Raw genomic sequence first — 26,188 nt, 5'->3', positions numbered from 1 at the left:
TACCAATAATCTAATCTAAAAAAAGTGGTTATGAAAAGAAAATTGACTTCTTGCCTGCTTGTTGCAGGGTTTATGTTGGCGACAGCACCCAGTGCGTTTGCCACGACGTATTTTATAAAAGTTGACGGTTCTGACGATACGGACGGTTCGTCGTGGGAACAAGCGATTAGTTATGACTATTTTGCCGAGAATATGGAACAAGGAAACTTTGCCGATGGCGATGTCTTTTGTTTTGCCGGTGGAGTGTATAAATTGTCCTCTCCCGATTTCGACAAATATTTAGCTATTAATCGAAGTGTGACTCTTTTGGGCGGTTTTGACCCTGCCAGTACGGGTACGAATACAGATATTACGTATCCTTCTCCTTATGAAACTGTCATTTCAGGGGCTATCGAGAGCGATGTAGCAGCTGTTCCCGGTAACCGTACTCACTTGTGGTATATACAGAGACGTGAGGAAATAGACGGGGTAGATACGAAAACGAGATTGAATATTACCGTAAAAGGGTTCACATTCAAACACGCTTTCCGCAACTACGATAGTGCCAGTAATTATAAAGGGGCGGTGATGGTCTTCAATACCGATTTGGATATGCAATGGTGTAACTTTATTCAAAATGGAGCCGCCTTTATCGGAACATCTGGTTTGACGCTTATTGCTTCTGATGCAAATGTCTCTGATTGTGTTTTTTCAGAAAACTTTTCTAGTGAGAAGGGTACTGCCTTAGGCTTGTTTATAAGCTCGACTTATGCCGGAGATGAATATCTGACGCAAGCCGTGGTTCAACGCTGCCAGTTTACCGATAATTATTTTACGACCGACTATTATCCTGAATCGGAATATCAAGACGGCAAACCGGCTTATACCAATAAACTTCGCGGATCGGCGATCTTTTTGGGTAGCAGTGACGAGCGTGTCCGCCTCTATTTGGTGAACAGTTTGGTTGCCGATAACTATACCGAAGGATTCGGTGTTGTAATGGGCTATCCCGGAACGACGATGTATATGATTTCCAATACGATTGCTAATAAAGATTATACCGCTGAACAAGAAGCTCGTACGGTTGGTAGTAATAACAATGGCACTAAGGATGTCGGTCGCGGTTTGGGTGTGATGAGCTATGGTGGATACAATTATATGGCGAATAATTACGTTGTAAACGGTGTTTTGGGCGAAGCAGCTCCTTCGAATACAGCTATATTGTTGAGCCGTAATGGTGCGACTCGTCCGGGCACATGGAACAGTGGCGGTTATAATATTTCGGGTACGGCATGGTATTGTACCTCTTGGACTACCCCGAGAGATCGTACGCAAACTCCCGAAATTCAAAAGACGTCACTTTTGTATTTGAAAGATAACGATGCAGAAACATATACCTATGCCGATGTATTCGGAGAGACTACTTTCGGTGATAATGGAGGCAATACACAAACGCTGGTTCCGGCTACCCGTATGTCGAGTTTGACTCTCGATGAACTGAACGCTTTAAAAACCGAATGGAGCTTGCCGGAGAATATCGATTTGACCGTCGATCAACGCGGTTACAAACGCGCTGCTACTACTTGTGTGGGAGCTTATGACGGTGATGCTACATCGGGTATTACAGACCTGACGAATGTTAGCAAGGTTTCGGTAAGCACGTTGGGTAACGGTATATTCCAAGTGAATGGGGCAGATGCCGACGTGACGGTTTATAATTTGAGCGGTAATGTCGTGAAAGTTGTACCGGCCAATGAAGTAATCGATTTGTCCTCTGCTGCTAAGGGTGTTTATATTATGACCGTGAGCGGACAGGCATTCAAAGTGATTAAATAACATCTCAATTAAGTAGTTTTTTCATCTGGTATGCTGCCGGAGTTCTTTCCGGCAGCATATTTTCACATTCTCATTACCTTTTTTCTTAATAATAAGTTTGATGTCGTACTATGAAATTGAAAATTTATTTATGGCTGGTTTTATGGTTAACGGTATGCAATTCATATGCTTCCGTTACGTGGAAAGTTTGGAATACGGACTATCGGGTAGATACTACGTTTCATGCTAAAATAGGTCCCGGGACTACGCAGACATCATTGTTATTGACGGGACCCGATACGACATTGACGGTTTTTTATTTGACGGTAGATCTTACCGATCCTTATGTGGATATAAGGACAGTGTGCGCTACGGATCATTTAGCCGGTGCTCAAACTGTTACACAGATGGCGGAAAGTCATAGTGTGGAGGGCGAAAGTCTTTATTTTGCGGGAATCAACGGTGGTTTTTTTGCGATGTCGGGGACTGCGAACGACGGAAAAACCAGTATTGTCGGTAGGCCGCATCATGCGTCGGTTGCCGAAGGTGAAATTTATAGGACATCTACATCGGCGATATGCCGTCATTTTGGAATTACGTCCGATAAAGTACCGTACCTTAGCAATGCTTCGGTCGATTTTACCGGGACGATTACTACGGTTACCGATTCGTATGAGATATCGGGAGTAAATGTTAACGCCGGAAATAATAAAATTATTCTCTATACCGATAAAATGCCGGGGCAAGTGACGCAGGTGACAGGTAGTTCTTTCCCGATGTATTATGAGGTCGCATTGATGCCGAAAGCAGGAGAACGCTTAGTTCCCGGGAAGCCTTGTAAGATGACCGTGAAAGGAGCATGGGCGAGAGGGACCAATATGGCGATTCCCGACGGTGGGTACGTAATTAGCGGAAAAGGCTTGGCAGGGCCTTTTATTCAAAGTTTGAATGACGGGGACGAAGTAGAGGTGAATTTACCTATGTCGTTTGATGGCGAGACCGTTATGGTGGAACATCTGACTACCGGTAATCCTAAGATATTGGGAAACGGGGAGGTATTGAATACGGAAGGGGAGCGAGCTGATGCCATAGAGTGGCATCCCCGTACTTCAATCGGGTACAGTAAGGATAAGAAGAAATTGATTATGTTGGTCTGCGATGGTCGTACCGAAATTTCGCGAGGCGTTCGTACCCGGGAATTGGCCGACTTGATGCGATATGCCGGAGCCGATGAGGCACTGAATTTAGATGGAGGAGGTTCGAGCACATTGTATACCAGTATGTTGGGGGTAAGGAACTATCCCAGCTCCAAAGGTGTGCAGCGTAAGGTCGGCGATGGTGTATTCGTGGTTTCCACAGCACCTGCATCTTCGTTTGTCGGGGGAATAGATTTTGCGACACCTCCGCATGTCATATCCAAAGGAGAGGAATATAGTCCGACCGTTTACGGGTATAATGCCTATGGACTGTTGATAAATACGGAAATGTCTAATTATACGATTACTTGTGACGAACAGATAGGATATGTAAAAGCCAATGGTAAGACTTTTGTTGCCGACGGTATAGGTTTGGGTAAAATTTATGCTCGCACACCGGCCGGATATACTTGTGAAATGGAGGTCGTGGTGAAAGAGGATATAGATAATATTGTTTTCAGATTGGATTCGGTTGTGAGCGATTGTCATTATGAGTATCCGGTGGAAGTGTCGATGACGAAAAGTACCGGCGAGGTAGTGCCTCTTAATCCGAGTGTGCTTTCGTGGAGCAGTTCGGACGAGCATGTAGCTTTTGTGGAGAATGGCGTTTTGAAAGGCTTGCAAAACGGAATGGCCGAGATATGTGGCTCTATATCGGAGGTATCGGATACTCTGAAAGTGAAAGTGCAGGAGCCCTCGAAACATGTATTGAATATAAATGACGGAACTCCCGATTGGCTAAAAGTTTCTTTCACAACCTCGGCCGGGTTTAAAAATACGTCGGTAACTAATTCCGAGAAAGAGGGGTTACAAATATCGTTTTTATATAACAGTACTTCGGCGAAAACGATTTCTTTGGCAGGAGATATCCCTCTGTATAGTCTGCCCGATACATTACGGATTCATATAAATCCGGGAGAAGCGAAGGTTAAGACGTTTTCTTGCACATTGAGACTTCCGTCGAAAAAGACAGTCGCAGTCGATTTACCGATTCCCGAAGCGAATAAAGAGAATATATGCGATATAGCTTTCCCCGATGTTTTGGGCGATGTTTTCGATATAGCGAATTATCCATTGGTGCTCTCGCATTTTACATTGGGTATGGATATAAATACGTTGGGGCAAAATTATCGGATAGATATTCCGGCCGTGGAATTGGTTTATAATTATTATAATGAAAATGCTTCGGACGTTCAAACGGTAGAAGGTAAGTTTTTGGATTTGTCTGTATCGGGACGGACGATATTGCTGGGTAAGGCGGTTGATCGGGTCGAGTTGTATAATGTTTCGGGGTGTTTGGTCTCTTTGACCGAAAACAGCAATCATATATCGGCTCCGGGAATAGGTATGTATATAGTGAGGATAGTGACCGACGGCAAAGTGTTCTCGCAAAAAATATGGATAAACAGATAGTTATTTTGAATATGAAAAGCAGATTTTTATTATCGGTGGTATTCTTTGGCATGATAGCCGGGCTTTCGGCTTCGCCTGTGTATAGAATGGGGTCGTATAATATCCGAGGGGAGAATGCGGCCGATACGGGAGATAAAGATTGGAATGTGCGGAAAGAATATGTGGTCAGAAATATTGTGGAGCATGATTTCGATGTGGTGGGCTTGCAAGAGAACAGCATCAAGATGTTGCCTCAATTGGAGGAATTGTTGGGCGACGATTATGCGACTCATTCTTGGGGAGCGATTTCCGAGACAAGCGGTACGCATACGACAATCGTATACAAAGCCGGGAAGTTTACTTTGCTGGATAAGGGTCAGTATTTCTTGACATCGAACCCGGCGGCTCCGGATTTGTCATGGGATACGGCGGTACGCCGAAATACCGTGTGGGTGAAATTACAGGACAAGACGACCGGCGATGTATTTTTCTATTTCTCCACGCACCTCGACCATAAGGGCGTGCTTGCACGTGCCGAAGGGGCGCGGATCAATGTGCAGAAAATGCAGGAAATAGCAGACGGTTATCCCGCTATTATCGTGGGTGACTTCAATGCCTATTATGCGGAGAAAGCGATGTATAACACATTCAACGCTTATTTAGACGATAGTCGCAAGGTGACGCAGACGGCTCCGGTTGGACCGGGTACTACGTTTGCACAGTGGAATCCTGCCGTTACGGGAGGGGAACCCATAGACTATGTGTTTTGCGATCGGGTGAATGTGCTTTCTTACGAGACGATTACAGAAGACTTCGGGAGAGGGATTACGCCTTCCGATCATTTACCCATTTTGATTACTTGCACATTTAAAGATAATTTGGAGCGGGGCAAGTGGTATGTGAGCACGACTCCGTCGGCTGTTCCCGATGGTTCGAAAAACGCCCCGTTCAATAATTTGCAGGAGGCTATCGATGTCGCTTCGAAACACGATACTATTTTTATGACAGAAGGCGTTTTCTATCCGGTGGAAACATCGTCGCATGCAGGTCGGCAAGCGACGGTAAACGTGTATAAGAGCGTTCGTATTCATGGCGGATATGACGAGAGTTTCTCTTCGGTAGTCGGGAAAACGGAATTGTCGGGAGATTTGAACCGGAACGATGTGACCGATGAGTCGGGTCGTATTGCATCGGGTGCGGAGGATAATGTCTATCATATAATGACCGTTGCCGATTCTTGTTTTGTGGAACTCGACGGTTTGAAGTTGACCGGGGGATATGCCGATGTGACCGGCTTCAATAGCGGAGCCGCTATTTATTCGAAAGGAATAGACCTCATTTTGAAAGATGTGGAGTTGTGTGATAATTATGCTTTGGCGTATGGAGGTGCTATATATTCCGGGGGAAATTTGAATATAAATCGGACGATGTTTGCTCGAAATCAATCCGGTTCTCAGGGTGGAGCATTTTATTTGGCTTCTCCGGGTTGGCGGTCGCATATATCTGATTCCTATTTCGTGCAGAATCGAGCGACACAAGGTAGTTCGGGGTATTCGGACGGTGTGATTTTTTCCTTGTTGTCGGGGAATACGATAGCCGATAATGTCAGTAGTCGGAACGGGGTTTATACGCAGATGGGCGAGTCGGAGTATATGGTAAGTACATTTGTCAATAATACATTCGTCAATAATCGGTTGACTGCGAAAAGCAGTTCGCTTTCCGATAAAACCAATGGAGGTAGCGCTATTTATTTTAAGTCGGGGGCGGGAAGTTTGAATTTGGTGAATAATACGATTGTCGGCAATACCGATTCGTGTTATACGACGAGCGGCATTCCTTCGGCCAATTTCAACGGTTCTGCCGTACATGTGATTTCGGGAAAGGTGAGATTGGTAAATAACATAATCGCCGGTAATTTTTCTTCGGCTGCCGCTGCGGGGGAAGTCTATTTAGGAGAGTCGGCCTCCTTGCAAAACTCTACGTATAATTTGTATGGTGGAGCAGATAGAATGAATATTACGGCAAAATCTACCGATATGGTATGTCGCAATTATGACCGTTGTGTGCAGGATTTGCAGAAAGTGTTGGATAGTGAAATCGTCGATGGAAAATTATCTTTGCTGTTATCCGATAATGGAGGATTTGCACCTACTGTAAAAGTGAAGTCCGTTGCATGCGGAAATAATAACCTGAATGTATTGAGTGCTGCTGCTCTGAGGGAATCTACTTTCTATATCGACATAAACGATAATGGAGTTTATACGGATAATCTGGCTGTCGATGGGAGAGGCGTAATCCGCAATACTACCGGCTCTATGATAGGTGCTTATGAATATACAGGAGAGTCTGGAATGGAACCTAATGTACAACAGAATTCGATAAGAGTTTTTGTTTCGGAAGATAACCTTTATGTTATTTCTGATAGTTTTACAGTTGGATATACAATATATAACCTGTCGGGTAGTTTGCAAATGAAAGGAGAGGCGGTTTCGGGTCGACCTGTCGATGTGTCGATTTTGCCGGCCGGTGTTTATATGGTGGAAACCAACGATAGGTCGGGTGGTATAGAATTTACCAAAGTGTTGAAAAATAATTAATTGAAGTATATTATGATAAAGTTAGGCAGAGATTATTGGAGCAAACTTTTATTGATAGGTTTGATATTCGGTTTTGTAGCTTGCGGATCGAAAGACGAACCTTCGAAAGAGGGGGATAATACCCCTTCGTTCCCGGTTACGACCGATACGACTTCGATCTTGGTGAAGAAAATATTGAGTCGTACCGATTTGGTGGTGAAAGTAAATCGGGTGACGACAGAGGAGCGGTATCCGGGATTGGTATTTTCCGAGATTGATTTTCATACAGCTAAGGCTCGCCAGCATGCTTATGTGGCGGAAGTCGACGTGAATAAATTGACTATTGCGACGACTACACCGTTCGGTGAAGTGAATACCATGCCGACAAAAGTCAATACGATTCCCGAACAAACGAAGTATCTCGAAAATTCGGGACGTCGGGTGCATGTTGCCGTGAACGGTGGTTTTTGGGTGTATGAAAAAGACTCGAAAGGTGAAACGACTTTAATTAAACCGAAACATCTTTTTTGGAAAGACGGATATCCGTTGAGCGATTGGTGGCAAGATCCCAATCATGAATTTACGGTCTATATGACAAAGGACGGAAAGGTGGATATCGATATTGCCAGCAATGTTATCAAACATAAAGCCGATATTTATCAAGCATTGGGCGGTTTGGGCTGTTTGATTAAACGAGGTGTATTTAATGACGGGATCAGCAGTATAGGTACATATTTGTGCGATACACACCCCCGTACGGCAATAGGACTGTCGGAAGACAAACAAACGTTGTACGTCGTGGTGGTAGATGGCCGGCGAACGAATTATGCCGAGGGATTGGATATTTACGAATTGGCCGATTTTATGTGGGGAATAGGTAGCTATGATGCCGTGAATTATGACGGGGGAGGTTCCTCGATAATGGTTTTGCGGGACGAAGATGAAAAGGCGAAGGCTTCGTTTATTGTTCGTAATCGTCCTTCCGATGGTTCTCCCAGAGCTGTCGGGAATGGATTGGCTATCGTAGAGAAAGACTGAATGTGATACCGTATGAAAATATCGATTCATGTGAAGATTTTGAATATCTGTGTGTAGAGGTGTGAAAATAAATTTTGTGAGCCGAAACAAATTTTTTTGTTTCGGCTTTTGTTTGCGCTATCTTTGTGCCAAATAATAAGAGTATGTCTGAATTGCTATGTAAGGTTCTATTTATCGATTTGGACGATACAATATGGGATTTCAGGGCAAATTCTGTGTTGTCTTTGCGGCAAGTTTACGATGAGTTTGCTTTGAAAAAAGAGATTCCCGATTATGACCGGTTCAAGTCGTTGTATATGGCGACGAATCACGAATTGTGGGAGTTGTATCATCACAATCGGATAACGAAAGATTATTTGATAGTCGAGCGGTTTTCTCGTCCGCTTCGGCATGCAGGTAGTAAAATGTCCGAGGATAAGGAGTTTATCATGGCCTTGAACGATCGCTACCTCGATGTATTGTCTCAGCAGAAAACATTGGTTCCGGGAGCGGTCGAATTGTTGGATTATCTTACGGAAAGAGGCTATCCCTTGTACATATTGAGCAACGGTTTTGCCGAGGTTCAATCCCGTAAATTGGAGTCGGGTGGTATTTCTCATTATTTCAAGCGATTGATTCTTTCCGATGAAATAGGTATTACCAAACCCGACCGGCGTTTGTTCGACTATGCTTTGCAGATTGTGGGGGCAGCGGCTTCGGAAACATTGATTGTCGGCGATAATTACGATGCCGATATATTGGGAGCCATGAATGCCGGCTGGAAGACTATTTATTTTAACCGGGATAATCTCGTTATTCCCGGAGCCCGCCCCGATTATATCGCTACTTCCCTTTCTGAAATAAAACAAATTTTATGACCGATTGCCAGAATCCATAAAGATGAAATTCTTTCACTGTTTTTCAACGGATAAAACCACTTCGATGGAGTCTTTCGCCCGGCTCTTGATTGCGATACCTTTGGTCAGTTATGTGCTGGCCGTGCTATCTTTATGGGTAGGTTTGCAAATAAATAGTTTTATTTTTCCGATTGCTGTATGTATATCGGTTTTATGGGAGTGTTCCGATAAGAGAATCCGGGGATGCGTGAGGTGGACCACGATTGTTGCCGTGCTTGTCGTACTGTCGGTTACTCTTGGGTTATCCGCTTGTATTTACGATCGGTCGTTCGACGGTCAATGGTATCATGCTTGTACGATTCGGGAGTTGGTGAACGGGTGGAACCCGATCTATTCTTCTGCGTGTAACCCTAGTCTTATCGATGGATATACTGTTTTATGGGTAGAGCATTATCCGAGAGGAATCGAAACAATCGCAGCTACGATTGTTGCCTGTATGGGGAATCTGGATGCCGGTAAAGTATTGAATTTATGGTTCGTATTTTCTTCCATAGTATATATCTATTTATTCTTATGTTATTGTTTGCCGACGATGAATAAATATTTACGCATATGGATTGCTTTGGTGGTTGCTCTCAATCCGGTCGTGATTAATCAGATGTGTACCTATTATATAGATTGGACCCTTTATACGCTTTTGGTTATTTTTCTTATTAACATGTATCTCTTTTTTGTGAAAGGGATACAAAGGGCTTTGCATATCGACTTATTGTTATTGTTCTTTATTCCGACGATAAAATTCAATATTTTCTTTTGGATCGTGTTGTGGGGAGGAATCTGTTTCTTTGCATTGTTGAGAAAAAGCCGTTATAAACATTCCTTTCGATTGACTGCGGTATGTGCGGTCGTTGTTTTGTCAGGGATTGGTGTTGGTGCATACAATCCCTATCTGACTAATTGGAAAGAGCACGGTTCTCCTGTTTATCCTCTTTCGGGGAATGGTAAAGTCGATATTATGGATTGTCAGGTATTGCCAGCGATACGAGGGAAATCTAATGCCGAGGCGGCTTTAATATCGGTGGCTTCTAATCCTTCCGACGATATGCTGTCCGAAGACATACATGTGTTTGGGATTTCTAAAATCGACATATTATCATCGGTCGCGTCTGATGTTCGAATCGGAGGATTCGGTATATTCTTTTTCGAAGCGATTTTGTTGTCTATCGTTTTGTTCGTTTGTACGGGGCATATTCGTCGTATACGTTGGTATCTGTCGGTTCTTGTCGGTTTGCTCGTTTCATTGGTTATTCTTCCGTCGGGGTGGTGGGCTCGATATGTCGCCTTTTTCTATCTATTCCCGTTCGTTATGCTGTTTTATGCCGAACGGTTCGGGTTGAAAACCCGTTTCTCCCGTGGACTGCATATACTGATTCTTTCGTTGCTTTCTGCCGACATTTTTATCTGTTTGTCTGGCTTAGTGGTTAAGAATATCGTATATAAGGAAACGATAGATTATGTGTTGGAAAAGATGGAATCTTCGCCGGGAGAGGCGAAGCTGTATACCCGGAACTACTCGTTTCTCGATAAATTGGAACGGCGTTCGATTCCTTATAAATTATTCCCCGATACGGAAATGAAAGACAAGCTCGATATTCCTTGTCCTATTTATATGAATAGGACGGATTTCGATTTTGAAACCGACCAGCCGTGGATATTATCGCTCCGTCCTTCGTTTCAATTAAAGTGGAGCGATAATAATCGGTACGAGGGGCAAGACGAATGAGTTTCCGTCATGCGGGTTTAACTTGTTTTTTGGCTTTTTTTTCTTCCCAACTGAATGACCGGAGCTTGTCTTTCTCGGTTATGGCGCGTATAACCCGACAAGGATTTCCTCCGGCGATGACGTTGGACGGAATATCGTTTGTAACGACACTCCCGGCAGCGATGATACTGTTGTCTCCTATGGTCACGCCCGGCGTGATGGTAACTCCTCCGCAGATCCATACGTTATTCCCGACCGTAATAGGCCATGCGTATTCGAGCCATTCGTTTCGTCGCTCGACATCGGAGGGGTGACCTGCCGTATAGAAGCTCACGTTGGGGGCGATGAACACGTTGTCGCCTATGGTGATGGGAGCCTCGTCGAGCATAACGCAATTGTAGTTGGCAAAGAAATTTTTGCCCAAGTGAATGTTATGCCCATAGTCGCAAAAGAAAGGCGATATGATGATGAATTTTTCGGGTGTAGTACCGATGATTTCCCGAATGAGTTTTTCTCTTTTTTCTAATTGAGAGGGTCTCAGATGATTGAGCTCAAAAATTTTATCTCGGGTAGATAGCAATTGTTCGATTAGTTCGGGGATTGCGGCATCATACAATTCCCCCTTTTCCATTTTCTCTTTTTCTGTCATATTTGTTTATTCTTCATTTATAAAATGAACTCCGTCTACTTTGGATAAACGTTTTTTTAAATTGTCCATCAGCGAACGGCGTATGCGTAGGGTCATCTCGCAATCCATATCGAATATTTGAGACACGATGGTGGGGCCTTCTTCCTTGACGATACGCATAACTTCGTTCATCAGAGGGTATTCGAATCCGAAATGTACCTCGTCCTCGACTTGCCGTTCGATTATTTCGTTCGCGGCAATGGCTTCGGAGGCGGCTTCGCGATAGGCGACGATTAGTCCGCTCGTGCCTAATTTTATTCCGCCGAAGTATCGGACGACGACAATGAGAATATCGGTTAGTCCCGCCGAATTGATTTGTCCGAGGATAGGTTTTCCGGCCGTTCCCGAAGGTTCTCCGTTATCGTTCGAGCGAAAATCGGTTCGTTGGGGCCCGAGCATATACGCCCAGCAGACATGACGAGCATCGTAATACTCCTTTTGATATTTTTCGAGTTGCTTTTTGACGTCTTCCACCGATGAAACCGGTATGGCGAATGCAAGGAATTTACTCATCTTTTCTTTATAAATTCCTTCCGATGTGCGCGATATGGTGAGGTAGGTATCGTCCATAAAAAAAGAGCTTACTTTAATGAACAAAAGTAAGCTCTTTTCTGCGAATACGCAAGTGTCAATATTTGTGTTCGTTGCTTTCCATTTCTTGGGCAGTGATAGGCTTGGCATCCATAGCTCGCCAGACGTAAACGATATAGGCGAGAACAAATGGGATAAGTAACGATACTATACTCATGGTTTTCAAGGTGAATAGGCTGGAAGAACTGTTGTAAATCGTCAGTGAACTTTGTATGTCTACGGACGAGGGATAATAAGCCGTATGGTTATATCCGGCAATGAAAAACAGACTGAGAACTACTAAGACCGTTCCTATGCCCGAAAACCAGATTCCTTTTGTGAAATGTTGACCGAAAACGGAATGGATAAGGGCGTATAACACCAAAACGACTCCTGCCGAAAACAGAATAGCCACCCACGGCATTTCCACGAGATTGAAGAAATATTTGTAGGGACGAACGGCGATAATGCCCGAATCGGTAGCTACTTCATAGCCGTCGGCCAACAGGGTCGCTGTAACGAACGACAGGAAGAGAATAACGAATAAAACGCCGTTGAATAATACTTGTTTCCGGGATTTCTCGAAAATGCTGTCGTTCTTGATATTGTTCATGAAATATAAGGCTCCTTGCGTACGGGCAAGAAATAGAACAGTAAATCCGAGCAAGAGATTACGGACATCGAGAATAGCTTCCAACCCGTGCCAATCGTTTGTCCAACTGCTGATAACCGGAGAGCCTATGGTTGTCAAGTTCCCTTTGTCGACGATAAAGTCCGATCCTGTGAAAAACGAGCCTACGGCTATACCTAATAATACGGGACCGACGATACCATTGATTAAAAGAAAGGTGTCGTAGGTCTTTTTCCCGAGGAAATTCCCGCTCTTTGAACGGTATTCGTATGATACGGCTTGTATGATAAAGCTGAACAGTATGGCCATCCATAACCAATAGGCTCCGCCGAAACTGGTCGAATAAAATAGAGGAAACGAAGCGAAGAACGCTCCTCCGAATACGACGAGGGTGGTGAATGTAAATTCCCATTTGCGGCCTAAGGAGTTCACCATCATGCTTTTCTCTGTTTCGGTTTTACCCATGACTGCCAATAGGGATTGACCGCCTTGTACGAACAACAGGAATACCAGTAACGCACCTAACAGCGATATAAGAAACCACCAGTAGTTCTGGTAAAATAATTCATTCAGTTCCATAGTTTTTTATTTTTGTTCGGTTCCTTTTTTTATTTGTTTCAACATGATGCCTACTTCGGCGATCAACAATACGGTAAACAGTACGGCAAACATCCAGAATGTCGTTTGCACCGAGGCCACTTCGATGTTAGAGATCGCTGCGAAGGTAGGCATGATATCTTGTATCACCCACGGTTGGCGTCCCATTTCCGCTACGATCCAGCCTGACTCCAAGCAGACATATCCGAGAGGAATCGTTAGAACGGCAATCCATAGCACCCATTTCAACTTTTGCAATTTCTCTTTATAGGATAACACCAAAATGAAAATAAAGAACAAGAGGAAATAGCCTCCTAAAATAATCATGATGTGGAACGAATAGAATACGAACGGCACATGTGGAATGAGCTGTTCTACCGAGTCGATATATCCGTAACCGAAATATTCATAGTTTGCCTCTAACCTTGTTTTGGCTTCGTTCATGGCCTCTGTGTCGTTGTCCTTTCGGGCGGTGTTGAAGTCGGCGAGAGCTGCGATGGCTAAACGGCCTCGCTCCATCTTTTCTTGGGCGGAAAGAGCGATGATTTCCTCTCCTTTCAGATTTTTGTCGACGTAACCTCCGTTAATAATATCGTTGATTCCGGGAACGAATCCGTCGATTTCCCGGGTCGCCAAGATGGATAACAGTTTGGGTATGGGTATGTCGAAAAGAAATTCTTTCTCGTCGTTGTCGTATTTCTTGTCGGGATTGAGTATCCCGAAAGCGATGAGTTCTTGTCCGTTTTTACCGTTGTAAACTCCTTCCATAGCCGCCAGTTTCATAGGCTGCTTGTCTGCGACCTGATAAGCGGAACCGTCGCCTGTGTAGGCTACGACGAGCGTGCCTATCAATCCTACCCATGCTCCCACACGAATGCTGTTACGGGCTAAGAAATTCTCCCGGTTTTTAATCAGATACCAAGCGCTTACCCCCACTACGAATATACCGCCCAATACCCAGCCGGACGAGACGGCATGGAAAAATTTGTTGACAGCGACGGGTGAGAGTACCAGTGCCCAGAAATCGTCCATAACGTTTCGTGCAGTTTCCGGGTCGAATTTCATACCCACAGGGTATTGCATCCATGAATTGGCCACCAATATCCAAAGAGCCGATATGGTAGCGCCTATTGCCGTGAGCCATGTAGAGGCCAAATGGAATCTTTTGCTGACTTTGTTCCAGCCGAAAAACATGACTGCGATGAAAGTTGCTTCCATAAAAAAGGCCATGATTCCTTCTATGGCAAGGGGAGCTCCGAAAATATCGCCTACGAACCAGCTATAATTCGACCAGTTCGTGCCGAACTGAAATTCGAGGATAATCCCCGTTGCTACTCCGATTGCAAAATTGACCCCGAAAAGGGTCATCCAATACTTGGTAATCGTTTTCCACCGTTCGTCGCCGGTACGGTAATAAATGGTTTCCATTATACCCACGATTACTCCCAGTCCCAATGTAAGGGGAACAAATAGCCAGTGGTAAATGGCGGTGAGTGCGAATTGTGCTCTCGACCAATCTACAAGGGAAAAAAGATCGTTCATGGTTACTTATGATTGTTGATTTTTAGGATTATTCGGAGTAATGAGATTCTCGATGACTTGGTTGGCTCTTTCCTCGTCGGTATCGTATTTCTGTTGCAAGATATTGGGGAAAAAGAATAACCGCAAGATAAAAAACATGATGAACAACTTGATGAGGATAATTGCCCAAAGAGTTTTACCTAAGGTCATGCTTCGAAATCCTTCCATATAAAATCGCCAGATTTTCAGAGGGATACTATTGTTTTTCAAAATCTTGTTTTCCTCCATGCGTATTATCTTCAACGAATATGTTCACAATATTCGGTAAAATTTATGATTAATACAAATTTGTACACATTATTTTTCGGATAAAATAAATTTCTATTTTTTTGAAGTAACGATTGGATTGTATGTTTGGTTTGGAATATTTTTAATAAAAAATAGAAAGGAGTCGATAATTTATGTTACCTTTGCAACGCATTGGTTTCAAAGCCCCGGTCGGGGTGTAGAATGAAAAGGGAATCGGGTGTGAATCCCGAACAGTCCCGCTGCTGTGAACTCCAAAAAAGGTTCCGAGAATACTGAAAGCCACTGATTATGACGATTGGGAAGGCCTCGGTTACCGGAGTAAGTCAGAAGACCTGCCATGCTGTTTGTCATTAGCTTTCGTGGGGTAGAGCTTGTGAATCTGCGGAGTAAATATAAAGCCGCTTGTTTGCATGGATTTTTAGGCATTATACCCGAAGGCTGTTTATGAAAGGATAGGCCGATGAAGACTTTTTATCGATGTGTGTGGGGTATGATGGTGTCGCTGCTTTGTGGTGTGGGACAAGCGAATGCCGATTCTTCTTCTCTTGACTCGATACAGACATTGGGAGAGGTAATGGTTACCGCCAACCGGTATAACGAAGTGATTCCTTCGCAGAAGCTCACCGGAAAGGAACTGAAAGCGTTGAATAGTTTTTCGGTCGCCGATGCCATACGTTATTTTTCCGGTTTGCAAATTAAGGACTACGGTGGCGTGGGAGGATTGAAAACTGTCAACATTCGCAGCATGGGTACAAACCACATGGGTGTTTATTATAATGGAATTCAGTTGGGAAATGCTCAGAACGGACAAGTGGATTTGGGCAAGTTTTCGCTTGAAAATATAGAGGAAATATCGTTGTATAACGGTCAAAAAAGCGAGATATTCCAGTCTGCTCGGGAGTTCGGTTCGGCGGGCTCTATCTATTTGACGACACGTCGCCCTAAATTTAAACCGGGAGAAAAATCGCATTTGAAAGCATCTGTGAAGGCCGGGTCATTCGATTTGCTGAATCCTTCGGTTTTGTTTGAATATAAACTTAGCGAGACGGTCAGCATGACATTCAATAGCGAGTGGATCAATTCGAGCGGGAAATATAAATTCCGTTACCGGCGGGTGACTCCTTCGGGAGAGACGGCATACGATACCACGGCTACCCGTAAAAACGGAGACATCGATGCCGTTCGGTTCGAAGGAGGATTGCAAGGTTACTTGCCCAACGGTTATTGGAAAGCCTATGTTTATCATTATAGTTCCGAGCGGGGGATTCCGGGGGCTATCGTCAATAACGTGTGGCGCAACGGAGAGCGTTTGTGGGACCGGAATTCTTTCGTGCAGGGTGTCTATCAACAGGATATTACCCGCAAATATGGGATTAAGGTGAATGCCAAGTATGCTTTCGATTATACCCATTATATGAATAACGACGATAAGCTGATGCGGGTCGACAACCAGTATAAACAACGAGAGGTTTATGTCTCGGTAGCCAATAAGTATTCGATATTCAGAAATTGGGATGTCTCGGTGGCATACGACATGCAGTGGAACGGTTTGTCGGAGTACATGTCTGCCGACCGGTACACGCACTGGATTTCGGCGGCAACGGCTTTTTCTCTTGCCGACCGTTTGAAAATGCAGGCCAGTGTTTTGGCGACTTTGGTCGATGAGAAAGCATCGGGACAAGTAAAAGCGCCTAATAAAAGTAAAGTGACTCCGGCGGTATTTCTTTCTTATCAACCGTTTAAAAAATATAATTGGGTGTTTCGCGCTTTTTATAAACAGATATATCGCATGCCCACCTTCAATGACTTGTACTATGCCGATATGGGTAACTCGGTGTTGAAGCCCGAGAGCGCTACGCAATACAATGTGGGATTTACTTATGCTGTCGCTCCGAAAACGGGTTTCCTTTCGGGGTTTCATGCAGGGGCCGACGTTTATTATAACCTCGTTTCCGACAAGATTATCGCCTATCCCAAAGGACAGCAGTTCCGGTGGACTATGCTCAATCTCGGTAAAGTCGATATCCGGGGTGTCGACGTTCAGGCTACGGCGACTTTCCGTTTGCCGTATGAAATAAGTTTAATGACGAAGGTGCAATACACCTATCAAGAGGCGATAGATATAACCAGTCCTCGGGATAACTATTACCGCGACCAGATTCCGTATATACCCTGGCATAGCGGATCGGCCATATTGAATTTGAGCTATGACGATTGGAGTTTGAATTATAGTTTCGTATATGTAGGGGAACGGTACAATCAGCAAGAAAATATCGAATATAATTATGTGCAGCCGTGGTACACGAGCGATATATCTTTGGTGAAATCGTTTCGGATAAAATCGGTGAACCTGAAAGTGACGGCCGAGGTTAATAATGTGTTTGATCAGGCATACGACGTCGTTCTTAATTATCCTATGCCCATGCGTAACTATCGTTTTGGAATTGCCATTGAATTGTAATGAGATCGGTTGTCGCACATATTGTTTCGTGTATCCTGCTGGTGGGAATATCGTTGATGACTTCCTGTCGGGAAGACGAGGTCATTATCTTGGCGGAATATGAACGATTGCCGCTCGGAGACAACAGCCGGTCTGATTATGCCGGACTTTATTTGTTGAACGAGGGGAATATGGGTTCGAATAAATGTTCGCTCGATTTCGTCGATTTCGAAAACGGCTATTATGTCCGTAACTTGTATGCCGAGAAGAATCCTAACGTGGTAAAGGAGTTGGGTGACGTGGGTAACGATGTCCAGATATATGGTTCCAAGATGTATGCGGTTATCAACTGTTCGCATAAAGTCGAAGTCCTCGATGCTCGTTCTTGTCAGCGATTGGGACAAGTGGACATACCTAATTGCCGGTATATCGCCTTCGATAAAGGTTTTGCTTATGTTTCGGCTTATGTAGGTCCGGTAGGGATAGACCCGAATGCTCAGCTCGGAGCTGTCTTTCAAGTCGATACCGCTACTCTCGAAATTACGGCCGAAGTAACGGTGGGTTATCAACCCGATGAGTTGGTCATTCAAGACGGCCTTATTTATGTGGCTAATTCAGGCGGTTATCGTAAACCGAATTATGATAATACGGTTTCGGTGATCGATATCGAAACAATGACACAGATACGAAAGATTCCCGTAGGAATTAACTTGCATCGTATCCGGGCGGATAAATACGGGAAATTATGGGTTTCATCTCGGGGTGATTATGAGAAGATTCCTTCCCGTCTTTTCGTTCTGGAAAAAGATAAGCGTACAAACCGCATGGAGGTGAGAGATACTTTGAATGTCTCTTGCAGCGAGATGGATATTTGCGGCGATTCGCTTTATCTGTATAGCGTGGAGTGGAGTAATATTTCGCAAGAAAATAATGTTACTTACGGTATTATCGATGTTCGTACCGGGGAATTGATTTCAAATAGTTTTATTAAGGACGGTACGGAAACCGATATAGAAATCCCTTATGGATTGAAAGTAAATCCCGAGACCGGAGACGTTTATGTAACGGATGCCAAGAATTACGTGTCGAGCGGAAATCTGCATTGTTATGGACGGGACGGGATAAGAAAATGGAGCGTTCGTACCGGGGATATTCCGGCGCACATGGCTTTTTTGTATAAAAATAAATAAACCGATATGAAGAAAGTGTGGTATGTTTTGTCGATGGCTTTGATTTTGCTGATAGCCTCTTGTCAGTCCGATAATCCTTCTATGATTACATTAGGGCTTGACGATACGTATGTAGTGGAACGCATGAAGGGCTTGACGTTACACCCGGGTTTTACCGGAGAACGATACGAATGGGCTCTTTCTTACGAGTCCGATTCGGTATCTGTCACCGATTCGATTGTGGCGACGACACGCGATTATACGTTTGTAGCAAGTGAAACGGGAACATATCGGTTGCGATTCCAGATTTATGATGCGGCTAATCCCATAACCCATCTTATGCGTATTGTCGTTCGCAAAGAAGAGGTAGCTTATAGCCCTTACATAACTAAGGTTTATGAATATCGCCCTGCACCGGGACAGTTCGTCAATGAGCTTCCGAGATATACCGAGGGAGATACCGAAGAATCTATGCGGCAGAAAGTCGAAGATTGTTTGGCATACGACGCCCGTACGATGGTCACGTTGGGAGGCTACGGCGGATATATTGTCGTCGGTTTCGACCATACGATTGTCAATCGGCCGGGAGAATACGATTTCAAAATATTGGGTAACGCATTTTATGCCAATGACAATCCTCGTCCCGATGCCCCGTTGGGAGGTAGTAGCGAACCCGGGATAGTGATGGTCTCGGTCGATAGGAACGGGAATGGCGTTCCCGATGACGAATGGTACGAGTTGGCCGGTAGCGAATATTATAAAAAGGAGACTTTGAAGAATTATGAAATAACCTACTATCGACCCGATGAAAACAAGGAGCCGGTGACTTGTTCCAATCCGAATATCACGGATTCTACGTATGTCCGGTGGACCGACAATTATGGAAATACAGGATATATATCGCAACTCACTTTCCATAAGCAACCGTATTATCCACAATGGATTTCGGAAAGTTCGATAACTTTCAAAGGGAGCAGGCTTGCCGATAACGCTATCGACGAGAGTGGAAACGGGAGTTATTATGTCCTTTACGCATACGATTGGGGTTATGCGGATAATCACCCCAACAGTAGCGAAAAGTCCAATTTTAAAATCGATTGGGCGGTGGATAGCGAAGGTAATCCGGTCGATTTACCGGGTGTCGATTTCATAAAAATTTATACGGGAGTGAACCAATTCAACGGTTGGTTGGGCGAATGTTCGACCGAAGTAATGGGTGTTACCGATTTACATATAGAAGAATGACTATGAAAAAATAGAAAGAAACGAGAGGAAAATAACTTAAAAAATATAGTGCACACAGGTTCGGCTACTTGAAAAAGGTTCGCCGATTAAAAGGGAATCGGGTGTAAGTCCCGAACAGTCCCGCTGCTGTAAGCTCCATAAAAAGGTCCCGAGAATACTGAAAGCCACTGATTATGACGATTGGGAAGGCCTCGGTTACCGGAGTAAGTCAGAAGACCTGCCGTGTGTATTGTCCGAAAAGCTTGCGAGGTATGAGCTGTGACAAAAAAATGCCGGGAAGTCCGGGAAAGTTTTGGAAGCATATAAGTGGTGTATCTTGCAAGTATTGAATGAGAAAGAACTATTTGTTTTTTATTTAATACTTAAAAGTTTAACAAAGATGAGAAAGATTTATGCTTTGATGGTATTGCTGTTTGCGGTTTTACAATTACCTGCACAAGTCCTTGTGCAAGGTCGTCCGCACCCTACGGCAAAGCCGCAGATGGTATCGCCGAGGGCGATTGCCGATGGAACTTTCACGATGGACATGATCGAAAACTGGTCTGGCGAAGGAGCTAACCGCGCCGCGTTCGTCGTACAATGGAATGCCGAGGGTGAAACCTCGGCGTTGGTTTGGGGATTCCGTTGGGACGGTGAAGCTACCGGCGAAACGATGGCGCGTGCAATCGCCGCTTCCGACCCTCGTTTTTTCATTATGACCGAAACAGGAACGGCGTATGGTAGCACTGTATCGGGTTTTGGGTACGATGTTAACAAAAGTGGCGATTTTTCCATTACTAAGGACGGAGTAACACTTTCCCCTAATGAGAATGGGATAATCTTTTCTTCGTCGTATGGATATGACGGTTGGACCTGTACCGATCCCGAGGACTATTGGCAATCGGGCTGGTATCAAGGGTATTGGTCTTATTGGTTGAAATCGAGTGATAGCGATGCTTGGGGATACTCCGGGACCGGAATTACGGGTCGTAAGTTGACCGACGGTTGTTGGGACGGTTGGAATTTTGCGGTAAACATGTCGTCTCAACCGTGGAAACCTCTTGCGCCGGCTCCTAAAAACGGGCCGACAGCTCCTTCTGTGAAAGTCCAACCCGAAGATGTGACGGTTTCTCCGGGAGAATCGGTAACTTTTGCCCCTGAGTTCAAAGGTGATAGTTTGTATTTCCAGTGGTACAAAGACGAAGTAGCTATACAAGATGCCGAAGCGTCGTCTTATTCGATCGTTTCGTCGGAAACTTCCGATGCTGGGCGTTATTATTGTGTGGTGAGCAACATGCTCGATACGATTTCTACCGATACGGTTACGCTCGTTGTCGGCGATAAATCGGTAATAGCCGCTCCGGGAGAGGAACCGGGAACTGCCCTCGTGGTGTATGACGATTCGTATGCCTCTTTTTCGGGGATTTTGACGATCCCCCAAACTATCCTGATAGAGGGAGAATCTTACACAGTAGTCGGTATCGACGATATGGCTTTTATGGGGTGTGCTAAATTGACTTCGGTTACTTTTCCTTCGACTTTGAAAACAATCGGCGAAGGGGCATTTTACGGATGCAGCCGTTTGACATCTGTGGAGTTGCCTGAGCAAACGGTTTCGATCGGTAATGAGGCTTTCGGCGATTGTCCTCTTTTGGCAACCCTCTCTTTGGGTGAAGGATTGAAGAGTATAGGTCGCTCGGCCTTTGAGAATTGTATCGCTTTGACCGGTGTAAGTATGCCGGCAGATATGGAATCGATAGGGGCTTTGGCTTTCAAGGGCTGTACGAAGTTGGCTTCGGCTGCTCTGGGGAACTCTTTGACTTTATTGGGCGATTCGGCTTTCTATGGCTGTTCGGCTTTGCAATCGGTGGAATTGCCGGTTACGGTATCCTCGGTGGGTACTCGTACATTTGCCGGTTGTTCTGCTTTGAATGCTGTCGGATTAGGAAATGTTTCGGCTATTGGCGAAGCCGCGTTTAACGGCTGTTCCGCTTTGACTGAAATTGCGATACCGAATGGGGTCGAAACGCTCGGCAATTATGCTTTTTACGGTTGCAGTTCTTTGGCGACGGTGACTTTGGGTACACAGGAGCGTTCATCTTCTTCCTTGAAAACAATCGGCGATTATGCTTTTGCCGAGACTGCTGTGAAATCGGTCGTATTACCCGACGGTGTGAGTACTCTTGGTAACTATGCCTTTAACAAGTGTGCTTCTTTGGCCACCGTTTCGTTGGGAAATAGTTTGACCGCTATCGGTAATTATGCTTTCAGCGATTGTAAGAAGTTGGAATCCGTAACATTCGGAAGTGCTCTCGAAACTATTGGAGAACGTGCGTTTGCCAGTGCGAAAATTTCTTCTCTTGTTTTGCCTGCTACGGTGAGAACGATAGGTGATTGGGCTTTTTATAATAATCCTTTAACGGCCATAACTTTTAACGATGGCTTGCAGTCGATCGGCAGCAGGGCTTTCTATGGTGTATCGGTTCAAACGTTGAATATTCCTAATAGCGTGACCGAATTGGGCGGCTATGCATTTAGCGGTTGCAAGTCGTTGGAAACAGTGACTATCGGGACAGGTGTGACGAAAATAAGTGACTATACGTTTAATACATGTTCTGCGTTAACGCAGATATCTTGTCCGTCAGTAACAGAGATTGGAAAAAATGCGTTTAGTGGTTGTTCATCGTTGTCCGATATTCCTTTGAACGATAAGATTACTTCGCTCGGTAATTATGTGTTTTCGGGTTGCTCTGCGATAGAGTCGCTTGTTATTCCGAATAGTGTGACCTCGATTGGTAGTTATGCCTTTGAGAAATGCACGAAGTTGACATCGGCGACTTTGGGTACAGGTATAAGCTCTATTCCCGATTATATGTTTAGCAGCTGTTCCGCTTTGACGTCGGTAGTTCTGCCGGAGAATATTACTGGGATCGGCAAATATGCTTTCCAAAGTACGGCCTTTACCGAGTTACCGCTGACAGCAAGCATTACCGAGATAAAAGATTATGCTTTCAAAAGCTGTACGAAATTAACGTCGGTAGCTATTCCCGATCGGGTTACTAAACTGGGAACTTATGTGTTCCAAAGCTGTACGGGATTGGAATCTGCAAAAATAGGGGGTGGCGTTACTTCTGTGCCGAATTATATGTTCCACGGCTGTACGAATCTGGTTAATGTAGAACTTTCGGAAAAAGTGACTTCTATCGGCAATTCTGCTTTTTATAATTGTAAGGGCTTGAAATCATTGCCGGTTACCGAATCGATAACTTCTATCGGGACGAATGCATTTTACGGTTGTACAAGTCTTACTTCGGTAAATCTTTCCGATAAAGTAACCTCTTTGGGAGCTTCGGTATTCTATGGCTGTTCCAGTTTGACAGAAGCTGTTTTGGGAACGGGGATAACTACGTTGGGATCGAGTTTGTTCCGCAATGATGCTAAGTTAAAAAAAGTAGTTGCCAATGGCAAAATAGCTTCGGTTTCCACTTATACGTTTAATGGTTGTTCTTCTTTGGAACGTATCTATATTAACAATACACCGCCGACCGGTGCAAGTTCCAATACATTTACCAAAGTGCCGACAACCTGCCGGATTTATGTCCCTGCCCAAACTTGTCAATTCTATGCCCAGACCACCTATTGGAAGGATTTCGTAATCATGCCGTGGTTAGATGAATTGGAAATAGTATCGACTACTCCGTCGATGAGTTTCGATGGCGGGGAAGCGTTGGACGTTAAACCCGATACGAAAACTTTCGTGATAGAGTTTAATAGGACTGTCGTTAATACCGATAGCGTTTCGGCCATGTTGATACGTAGCGGATTTCCTGTCGAAGATCAGGAGTTGACCGTGTCGTACTCCGGTAACGAAGTGACCGTAATTCGTGAAGGAGAAGATTTGCCGAACGATCCTTATTACTACTTGGTATTGACAACGTCGGATAAACAGTTTAACATATTGTTCAAGGTAACGACGGCTACCGGTATCGATGAACCGGCTGTCGAAAAGGAGGTGCGTTTGCGTGAATATTATTCGGTGGACGGGAAACTTTTGCCTCGACCCGTACAAGGTATCAATATTGTGAAAACTGTATATGAGGACGGTTCGATCGAAGTTTCGAAAGTTTATGTAAAACCAGAAGATTGTAGGCGATAAGTCTATGATTGTGAAATAGTAAAACGAAGATGTCCCCGGAGTTTCGGCTCCGGGACATCTTTCCAAAAAAATAGAAAGATGAGAAAATATTTACTTCTTTTTTTAGCTTTTTTCGGCAGTTGGTCCATGTCGGTTCGTGCCGTTTCCTTTTCGGATATAAATTATTGGATAGGAGAAGGGAATGTCGAAGTCATGTTAGTCATCGCTTGGAACGACGGGAAAACGCCCGAAACGTTGGCGTGGGGCTATAAAGGGGAGGAGGAAACTACAATCGTGGAAATGTTGAACGATGTGGTGAAAACGGACCCTCGTTTGTTTTCTCTGATGCGCCGGCAAGGTGGTTACACGGTCGATGGATTGGGGTTCGACCTGAATGGAGAGAATACCATTGCATTGGTTGTCGGCGGCGATACGACCTATCCTAAGTATAATGCTACGGGGCAGTTTACAGCGACTCCGAACAATTACAAAAAATGGGAGTGTGTCGACAAAGAGGACCATTGGAATTCGCCTTCGGTCTCGGAAGATGGAGCATGGCATTGTTTGGCTCGAAGCGAAAGCGGAAACGAGGCTGAGACCGAAATCAATAAAATGCCGATACAAAATCGATATACCTATATATTTTATTACGATAAACCCGGTAGCGATACACCGGATTATGCCAATGCCGTAGCGGTAGAACCATATATACAGGAAACTGTCGATTATTTGCAAGGGATATTTTTTGTCAATGAAGATTGGTATGGCTGGGATAACGGAACCATTAATTTCCTGACGAATGATGGCCGAATGTTTTACCGGGTATTCCGTCGGGAGAATCCCGATGAGAAGTTGGGTGTCACAACGCAGTTCGGAACGATTTACGGTGAAAAATTCTTTTTGATTTCCAAACAGGCGAAGTCGACCGAAGAAGAATCGACAGGGGGGCGACTGGTCGTGGCCGATGCCTTGTCGTTGGAAAAGATAGCGGCTTTTGATCAAATAGGCGGCGGTGACGGCCGTTCCTTTTTGGGTGTAGATGAGAAGACGGGATATATAGGAAGTTCATCGGGAATTTTTGTTTTCGATATTGAAAACATGAAGGTCGGCGATGTGATAGAAGGGACCTCGAATGACGAAGGTCTTTATTCGGGTCAGATAGGTTCTATGGTCCGAGCCGGTAAATATGTCTTTGCTGCGAAACAATCGGAGGGAGTATTGGTGATCGATGCCGAAAACCACACCTTACAAACTACTATCGAACTTCCGTCTATCGCGACACTTGTGTTGGGGCGAGATGGAAATATTTGGGCTGCCGATGGGAATGCGTTGGTTAGAATAAATCCGGTTTCGTTCGAAACTTGGACTCGGTCGTTACCTTCCGGTTGTCGGGTCGCCGATACATGGGGGGCATGGAATGCCGGGAGTTTATGCGCAGCATATAAATCTAACCTTCTTTATTTTGCCGATGAAAGTAAAAATAAAGTCGTACGCTATAATATAGATACCGATGAATTGAATGCATCATTTTTTACTTTGCCCGATCAAGACGGGGAGTATGTGCAGATGTTCTATGGTGCGGGTTTGAGAGTGGATCCTCAGACCGATAATGTCGTGGTAACTTCTACGGAATCGGGTTATCTGTCCCATTACATGAACAATTGGATTCACATAGTGGACGGGACGAATGGCGAGTTGTTGAATACGTTACTTCCTGAGAAATACTATTGGTTCCCGGCTATGCCGGTATTCCCCGATAATGAATATCCGGTTATCTCTATTTCCGATAATTTGTCGGTGGGTAGTTTTCCTGTAAAAATTTCGCTATTAGAGAGTGTTTCCGATGCCGATAATCTTTCTGCGGCGATCGTTTCGACAGTCAAGGTAGAAGACCCCTCTATTCTTTCTGCCCGAATCGAGGGATATGATTTGATTCTTTCCGGCGAGAAATTGGGCGATACGAGTTTCACGTTAGCGGTCAATTCGAATGGACGGGTAGAGACAAAAATGGTTTCGGTACATGTAACCGAAGTTAGTGGAATCGAGGAGGCAGAAAGTTTGAAAATCGTAGCTTCTCCTAATCCTGTCAGGGATATTCTGACGGTGAGAGCTTGTGTTGGCGCAGAATTGACCGTATTCGATCTTCGAGGTGTAGCTGTTTATCGCGATACGATGGTCGAGTCGGAGTCTCGTTTGAATGTATCTTCTTTACCGGCAGGTATTTATGTGTTGTCGGTGTGTGCAAACGATAGAACTGAGTATATTCGAATAATCAAACAATAAATATTAACTAATTAAATTTTTTTTTGA

General features: G+C 44.5%; 16 protein-coding genes and 2 riboswitches. Of the genes, 11 read left to right on the top strand and 5 right to left on the bottom strand.

Annotated features, from left to right (window positions below; translation table 11 throughout):
* Positions 1–30 precede the first annotated feature (30 nt).
* The 6 genes from HMPREF9448_RS04470 (at position 31) to HMPREF9448_RS04445 (ending at position 10,615) form a co-directional block, all read left to right on the top strand.
* Complete coding sequence (locus HMPREF9448_RS04470; RefSeq protein ID WP_008861405.1) at positions 31–1,815, top strand: T9SS type A sorting domain-containing protein; 1,785 nt, start codon at positions 31–33, stop codon at positions 1,813–1,815.
* 110 nt (positions 1,816–1,925) lie between these two features.
* Positions 1,926–4,403, top strand: a complete 2,478-nt coding sequence (locus tag HMPREF9448_RS04465) for a phosphodiester glycosidase family protein (protein ID WP_008861404.1) — start codon at positions 1,926–1,928, stop codon at positions 4,401–4,403.
* Positions 4,388–6,979 carry an endonuclease/exonuclease/phosphatase family protein gene (locus HMPREF9448_RS14130; RefSeq protein ID WP_008861403.1) on the top strand — a complete coding sequence of 864 codons (2,592 nt, stop codon included), beginning with the start codon at positions 4,388–4,390 and terminating at the stop codon, positions 6,977–6,979. Before HMPREF9448_RS04465 ends, HMPREF9448_RS14130 begins: the two co-directional genes overlap by 16 nt.
* A gap of 12 nt (positions 6,980–6,991) precedes the next feature.
* A complete protein-coding gene (locus tag HMPREF9448_RS04455; protein ID WP_008861402.1) occupies positions 6,992–7,996 on the top strand; it encodes a phosphodiester glycosidase family protein in 1,005 nt (334 codons plus the stop codon).
* Between the two features lie 143 nt (positions 7,997–8,139).
* Positions 8,140–8,853, top strand: a complete 714-nt coding sequence (locus HMPREF9448_RS04450; RefSeq protein ID WP_008861401.1) for a YjjG family noncanonical pyrimidine nucleotidase — start codon at positions 8,140–8,142, stop codon at positions 8,851–8,853.
* Positions 8,854–8,875: 22 nt separating this feature from the next.
* Positions 8,876–10,615 carry a hypothetical protein gene (locus HMPREF9448_RS04445; RefSeq protein WP_195342710.1) on the top strand — a complete coding sequence of 580 codons (1,740 nt, stop codon included), beginning with the start codon at positions 8,876–8,878 and terminating at the stop codon, positions 10,613–10,615.
* A gap of 7 nt (positions 10,616–10,622) precedes the next feature.
* On the opposite strand, the gene HMPREF9448_RS04440 is transcribed toward HMPREF9448_RS04445, so the two are convergent.
* From HMPREF9448_RS04440 to HMPREF9448_RS04420, 5 genes are read right to left on the bottom strand one after another with little or no spacing between them, the layout of a single operon-like run.
* Positions 10,623–11,243 (bottom strand): sugar O-acetyltransferase, encoded by a 621-nt coding sequence (locus HMPREF9448_RS04440; RefSeq protein WP_008861399.1) that lies wholly within the window; start codon positions 11,241–11,243, stop codon positions 10,623–10,625.
* Between the two features lie 6 nt (positions 11,244–11,249).
* On the bottom strand, positions 11,250–11,852 hold the full coding sequence (locus HMPREF9448_RS04435) for an IMPACT family protein (RefSeq protein ID WP_008861398.1): 603 nt from the start codon (positions 11,850–11,852) through the stop codon (positions 11,250–11,252).
* A gap of 58 nt (positions 11,853–11,910) precedes the next feature.
* Positions 11,911–13,062, bottom strand: coding sequence for a cytochrome d ubiquinol oxidase subunit II (gene cydB / locus HMPREF9448_RS04430; protein WP_008861397.1), 1,152 nt, complete (start codon positions 13,060–13,062; stop codon positions 11,911–11,913).
* A gap of 6 nt (positions 13,063–13,068) precedes the next feature.
* Positions 13,069–14,622 carry a cytochrome ubiquinol oxidase subunit I gene (locus HMPREF9448_RS04425; RefSeq protein WP_008861396.1) on the bottom strand — a complete coding sequence of 518 codons (1,554 nt, stop codon included), beginning with the start codon at positions 14,620–14,622 and terminating at the stop codon, positions 13,069–13,071.
* Between the two features lie 6 nt (positions 14,623–14,628).
* On the bottom strand, positions 14,629–14,889 hold the full coding sequence (locus tag HMPREF9448_RS04420; RefSeq protein WP_008861395.1) for a DUF4492 domain-containing protein: 261 nt from the start codon (positions 14,887–14,889) through the stop codon (positions 14,629–14,631).
* Between the two features lie 176 nt (positions 14,890–15,065).
* Positions 15,066–15,264: riboswitch (cobalamin riboswitch) on the top strand.
* A 106-nt stretch (positions 15,265–15,370) separates the two neighbouring features.
* On the opposite strand from HMPREF9448_RS04420, the gene HMPREF9448_RS04415 reads away from it, so the two are divergent.
* The 5 genes from HMPREF9448_RS04415 (at position 15,371) to HMPREF9448_RS14125 (ending at position 26,161) form a co-directional block, all read left to right on the top strand.
* Positions 15,371–17,371, top strand: a complete 2,001-nt coding sequence (locus HMPREF9448_RS04415; protein WP_008861394.1) for a TonB-dependent receptor plug domain-containing protein — start codon at positions 15,371–15,373, stop codon at positions 17,369–17,371.
* Entirely contained in the window at positions 17,371–18,540 is a 1,170-nt protein-coding gene (locus tag HMPREF9448_RS04410; protein ID WP_008861393.1) for a YncE family protein, read from the top strand. The genes HMPREF9448_RS04415 and HMPREF9448_RS04410 overlap by 1 nt, the downstream gene beginning before the upstream one ends.
* A 6-nt stretch (positions 18,541–18,546) precedes the next feature.
* Positions 18,547–19,764 carry a hypothetical protein gene (locus HMPREF9448_RS04405; RefSeq protein ID WP_008861392.1) on the top strand — a complete coding sequence of 406 codons (1,218 nt, stop codon included), beginning with the start codon at positions 18,547–18,549 and terminating at the stop codon, positions 19,762–19,764.
* Positions 19,765–19,802: 38 nt separating this feature from the next.
* A riboswitch (cobalamin riboswitch) is annotated at positions 19,803–20,003 on the top strand.
* Positions 20,004–20,143: 140 nt separating this feature from the next.
* On the top strand, positions 20,144–23,899 hold the full coding sequence (locus HMPREF9448_RS04400; protein ID WP_008861391.1) for a leucine-rich repeat protein: 3,756 nt from the start codon (positions 20,144–20,146) through the stop codon (positions 23,897–23,899).
* Between the two features lie 78 nt (positions 23,900–23,977).
* Positions 23,978–26,161, top strand: coding sequence for a DUF5074 domain-containing protein (locus HMPREF9448_RS14125; protein WP_008861390.1), 2,184 nt, complete (start codon positions 23,978–23,980; stop codon positions 26,159–26,161).
* Positions 26,162–26,188: the final 27 nt, after the last annotated feature.

The organism is Barnesiella intestinihominis YIT 11860 (assembly GCF_000296465.1).
Classification (GTDB): Bacteria; Bacteroidota; Bacteroidia; order Bacteroidales; family Barnesiellaceae; genus Barnesiella; species Barnesiella intestinihominis.
This window is presented reverse-complemented; position numbering and strand designations above follow the sequence as displayed.

Bases quoted from the DNA above. Each gene is read 5' to 3' on its own strand.
- HMPREF9448_RS04470 (WP_008861405.1), top strand. From the start codon at position 31: ATGAAAAGAAAATTGACTTCTTGCCTGCTTGTTGCAGGGTTTATGTTG.
- HMPREF9448_RS04465 (WP_008861404.1), top strand. From the start codon at position 1,926: ATGAAATTGAAAATTTATTTATGGCTGGTTTTATGGTTAACGGTATGC.
- HMPREF9448_RS14130 (WP_008861403.1), top strand. From the start codon at position 4,388: ATGGATAAACAGATAGTTATTTTGAATATGAAAAGCAGATTTTTATTA.
- HMPREF9448_RS04455 (WP_008861402.1), top strand. From the start codon at position 6,992: ATGATAAAGTTAGGCAGAGATTATTGGAGCAAACTTTTATTGATAGGT.
- HMPREF9448_RS04450 (WP_008861401.1), top strand. From the start codon at position 8,140: ATGTCTGAATTGCTATGTAAGGTTCTATTTATCGATTTGGACGATACA.
- HMPREF9448_RS04445 (WP_195342710.1), top strand. From the start codon at position 8,876: ATGAAATTCTTTCACTGTTTTTCAACGGATAAAACCACTTCGATGGAG.
- HMPREF9448_RS04440 (WP_008861399.1), bottom strand. From the start codon at position 11,243: ATGACAGAAAAAGAGAAAATGGAAAAGGGGGAATTGTATGATGCCGCA.
- HMPREF9448_RS04435 (WP_008861398.1), bottom strand. From the start codon at position 11,852: ATGGACGATACCTACCTCACCATATCGCGCACATCGGAAGGAATTTAT.
- cydB (WP_008861397.1), bottom strand. From the start codon at position 13,062: ATGGAACTGAATGAATTATTTTACCAGAACTACTGGTGGTTTCTTATA.
- HMPREF9448_RS04425 (WP_008861396.1), bottom strand. From the start codon at position 14,622: ATGAACGATCTTTTTTCCCTTGTAGATTGGTCGAGAGCACAATTCGCA.
- HMPREF9448_RS04420 (WP_008861395.1), bottom strand. From the start codon at position 14,889: ATGGAGGAAAACAAGATTTTGAAAAACAATAGTATCCCTCTGAAAATC.
- HMPREF9448_RS04415 (WP_008861394.1), top strand. From the start codon at position 15,371: ATGAAGACTTTTTATCGATGTGTGTGGGGTATGATGGTGTCGCTGCTT.
- HMPREF9448_RS04410 (WP_008861393.1), top strand. From the start codon at position 17,371: ATGAGATCGGTTGTCGCACATATTGTTTCGTGTATCCTGCTGGTGGGA.
- HMPREF9448_RS04405 (WP_008861392.1), top strand. From the start codon at position 18,547: ATGAAGAAAGTGTGGTATGTTTTGTCGATGGCTTTGATTTTGCTGATA.
- HMPREF9448_RS04400 (WP_008861391.1), top strand. From the start codon at position 20,144: ATGAGAAAGATTTATGCTTTGATGGTATTGCTGTTTGCGGTTTTACAA.
- HMPREF9448_RS14125 (WP_008861390.1), top strand. From the start codon at position 23,978: ATGAGAAAATATTTACTTCTTTTTTTAGCTTTTTTCGGCAGTTGGTCC.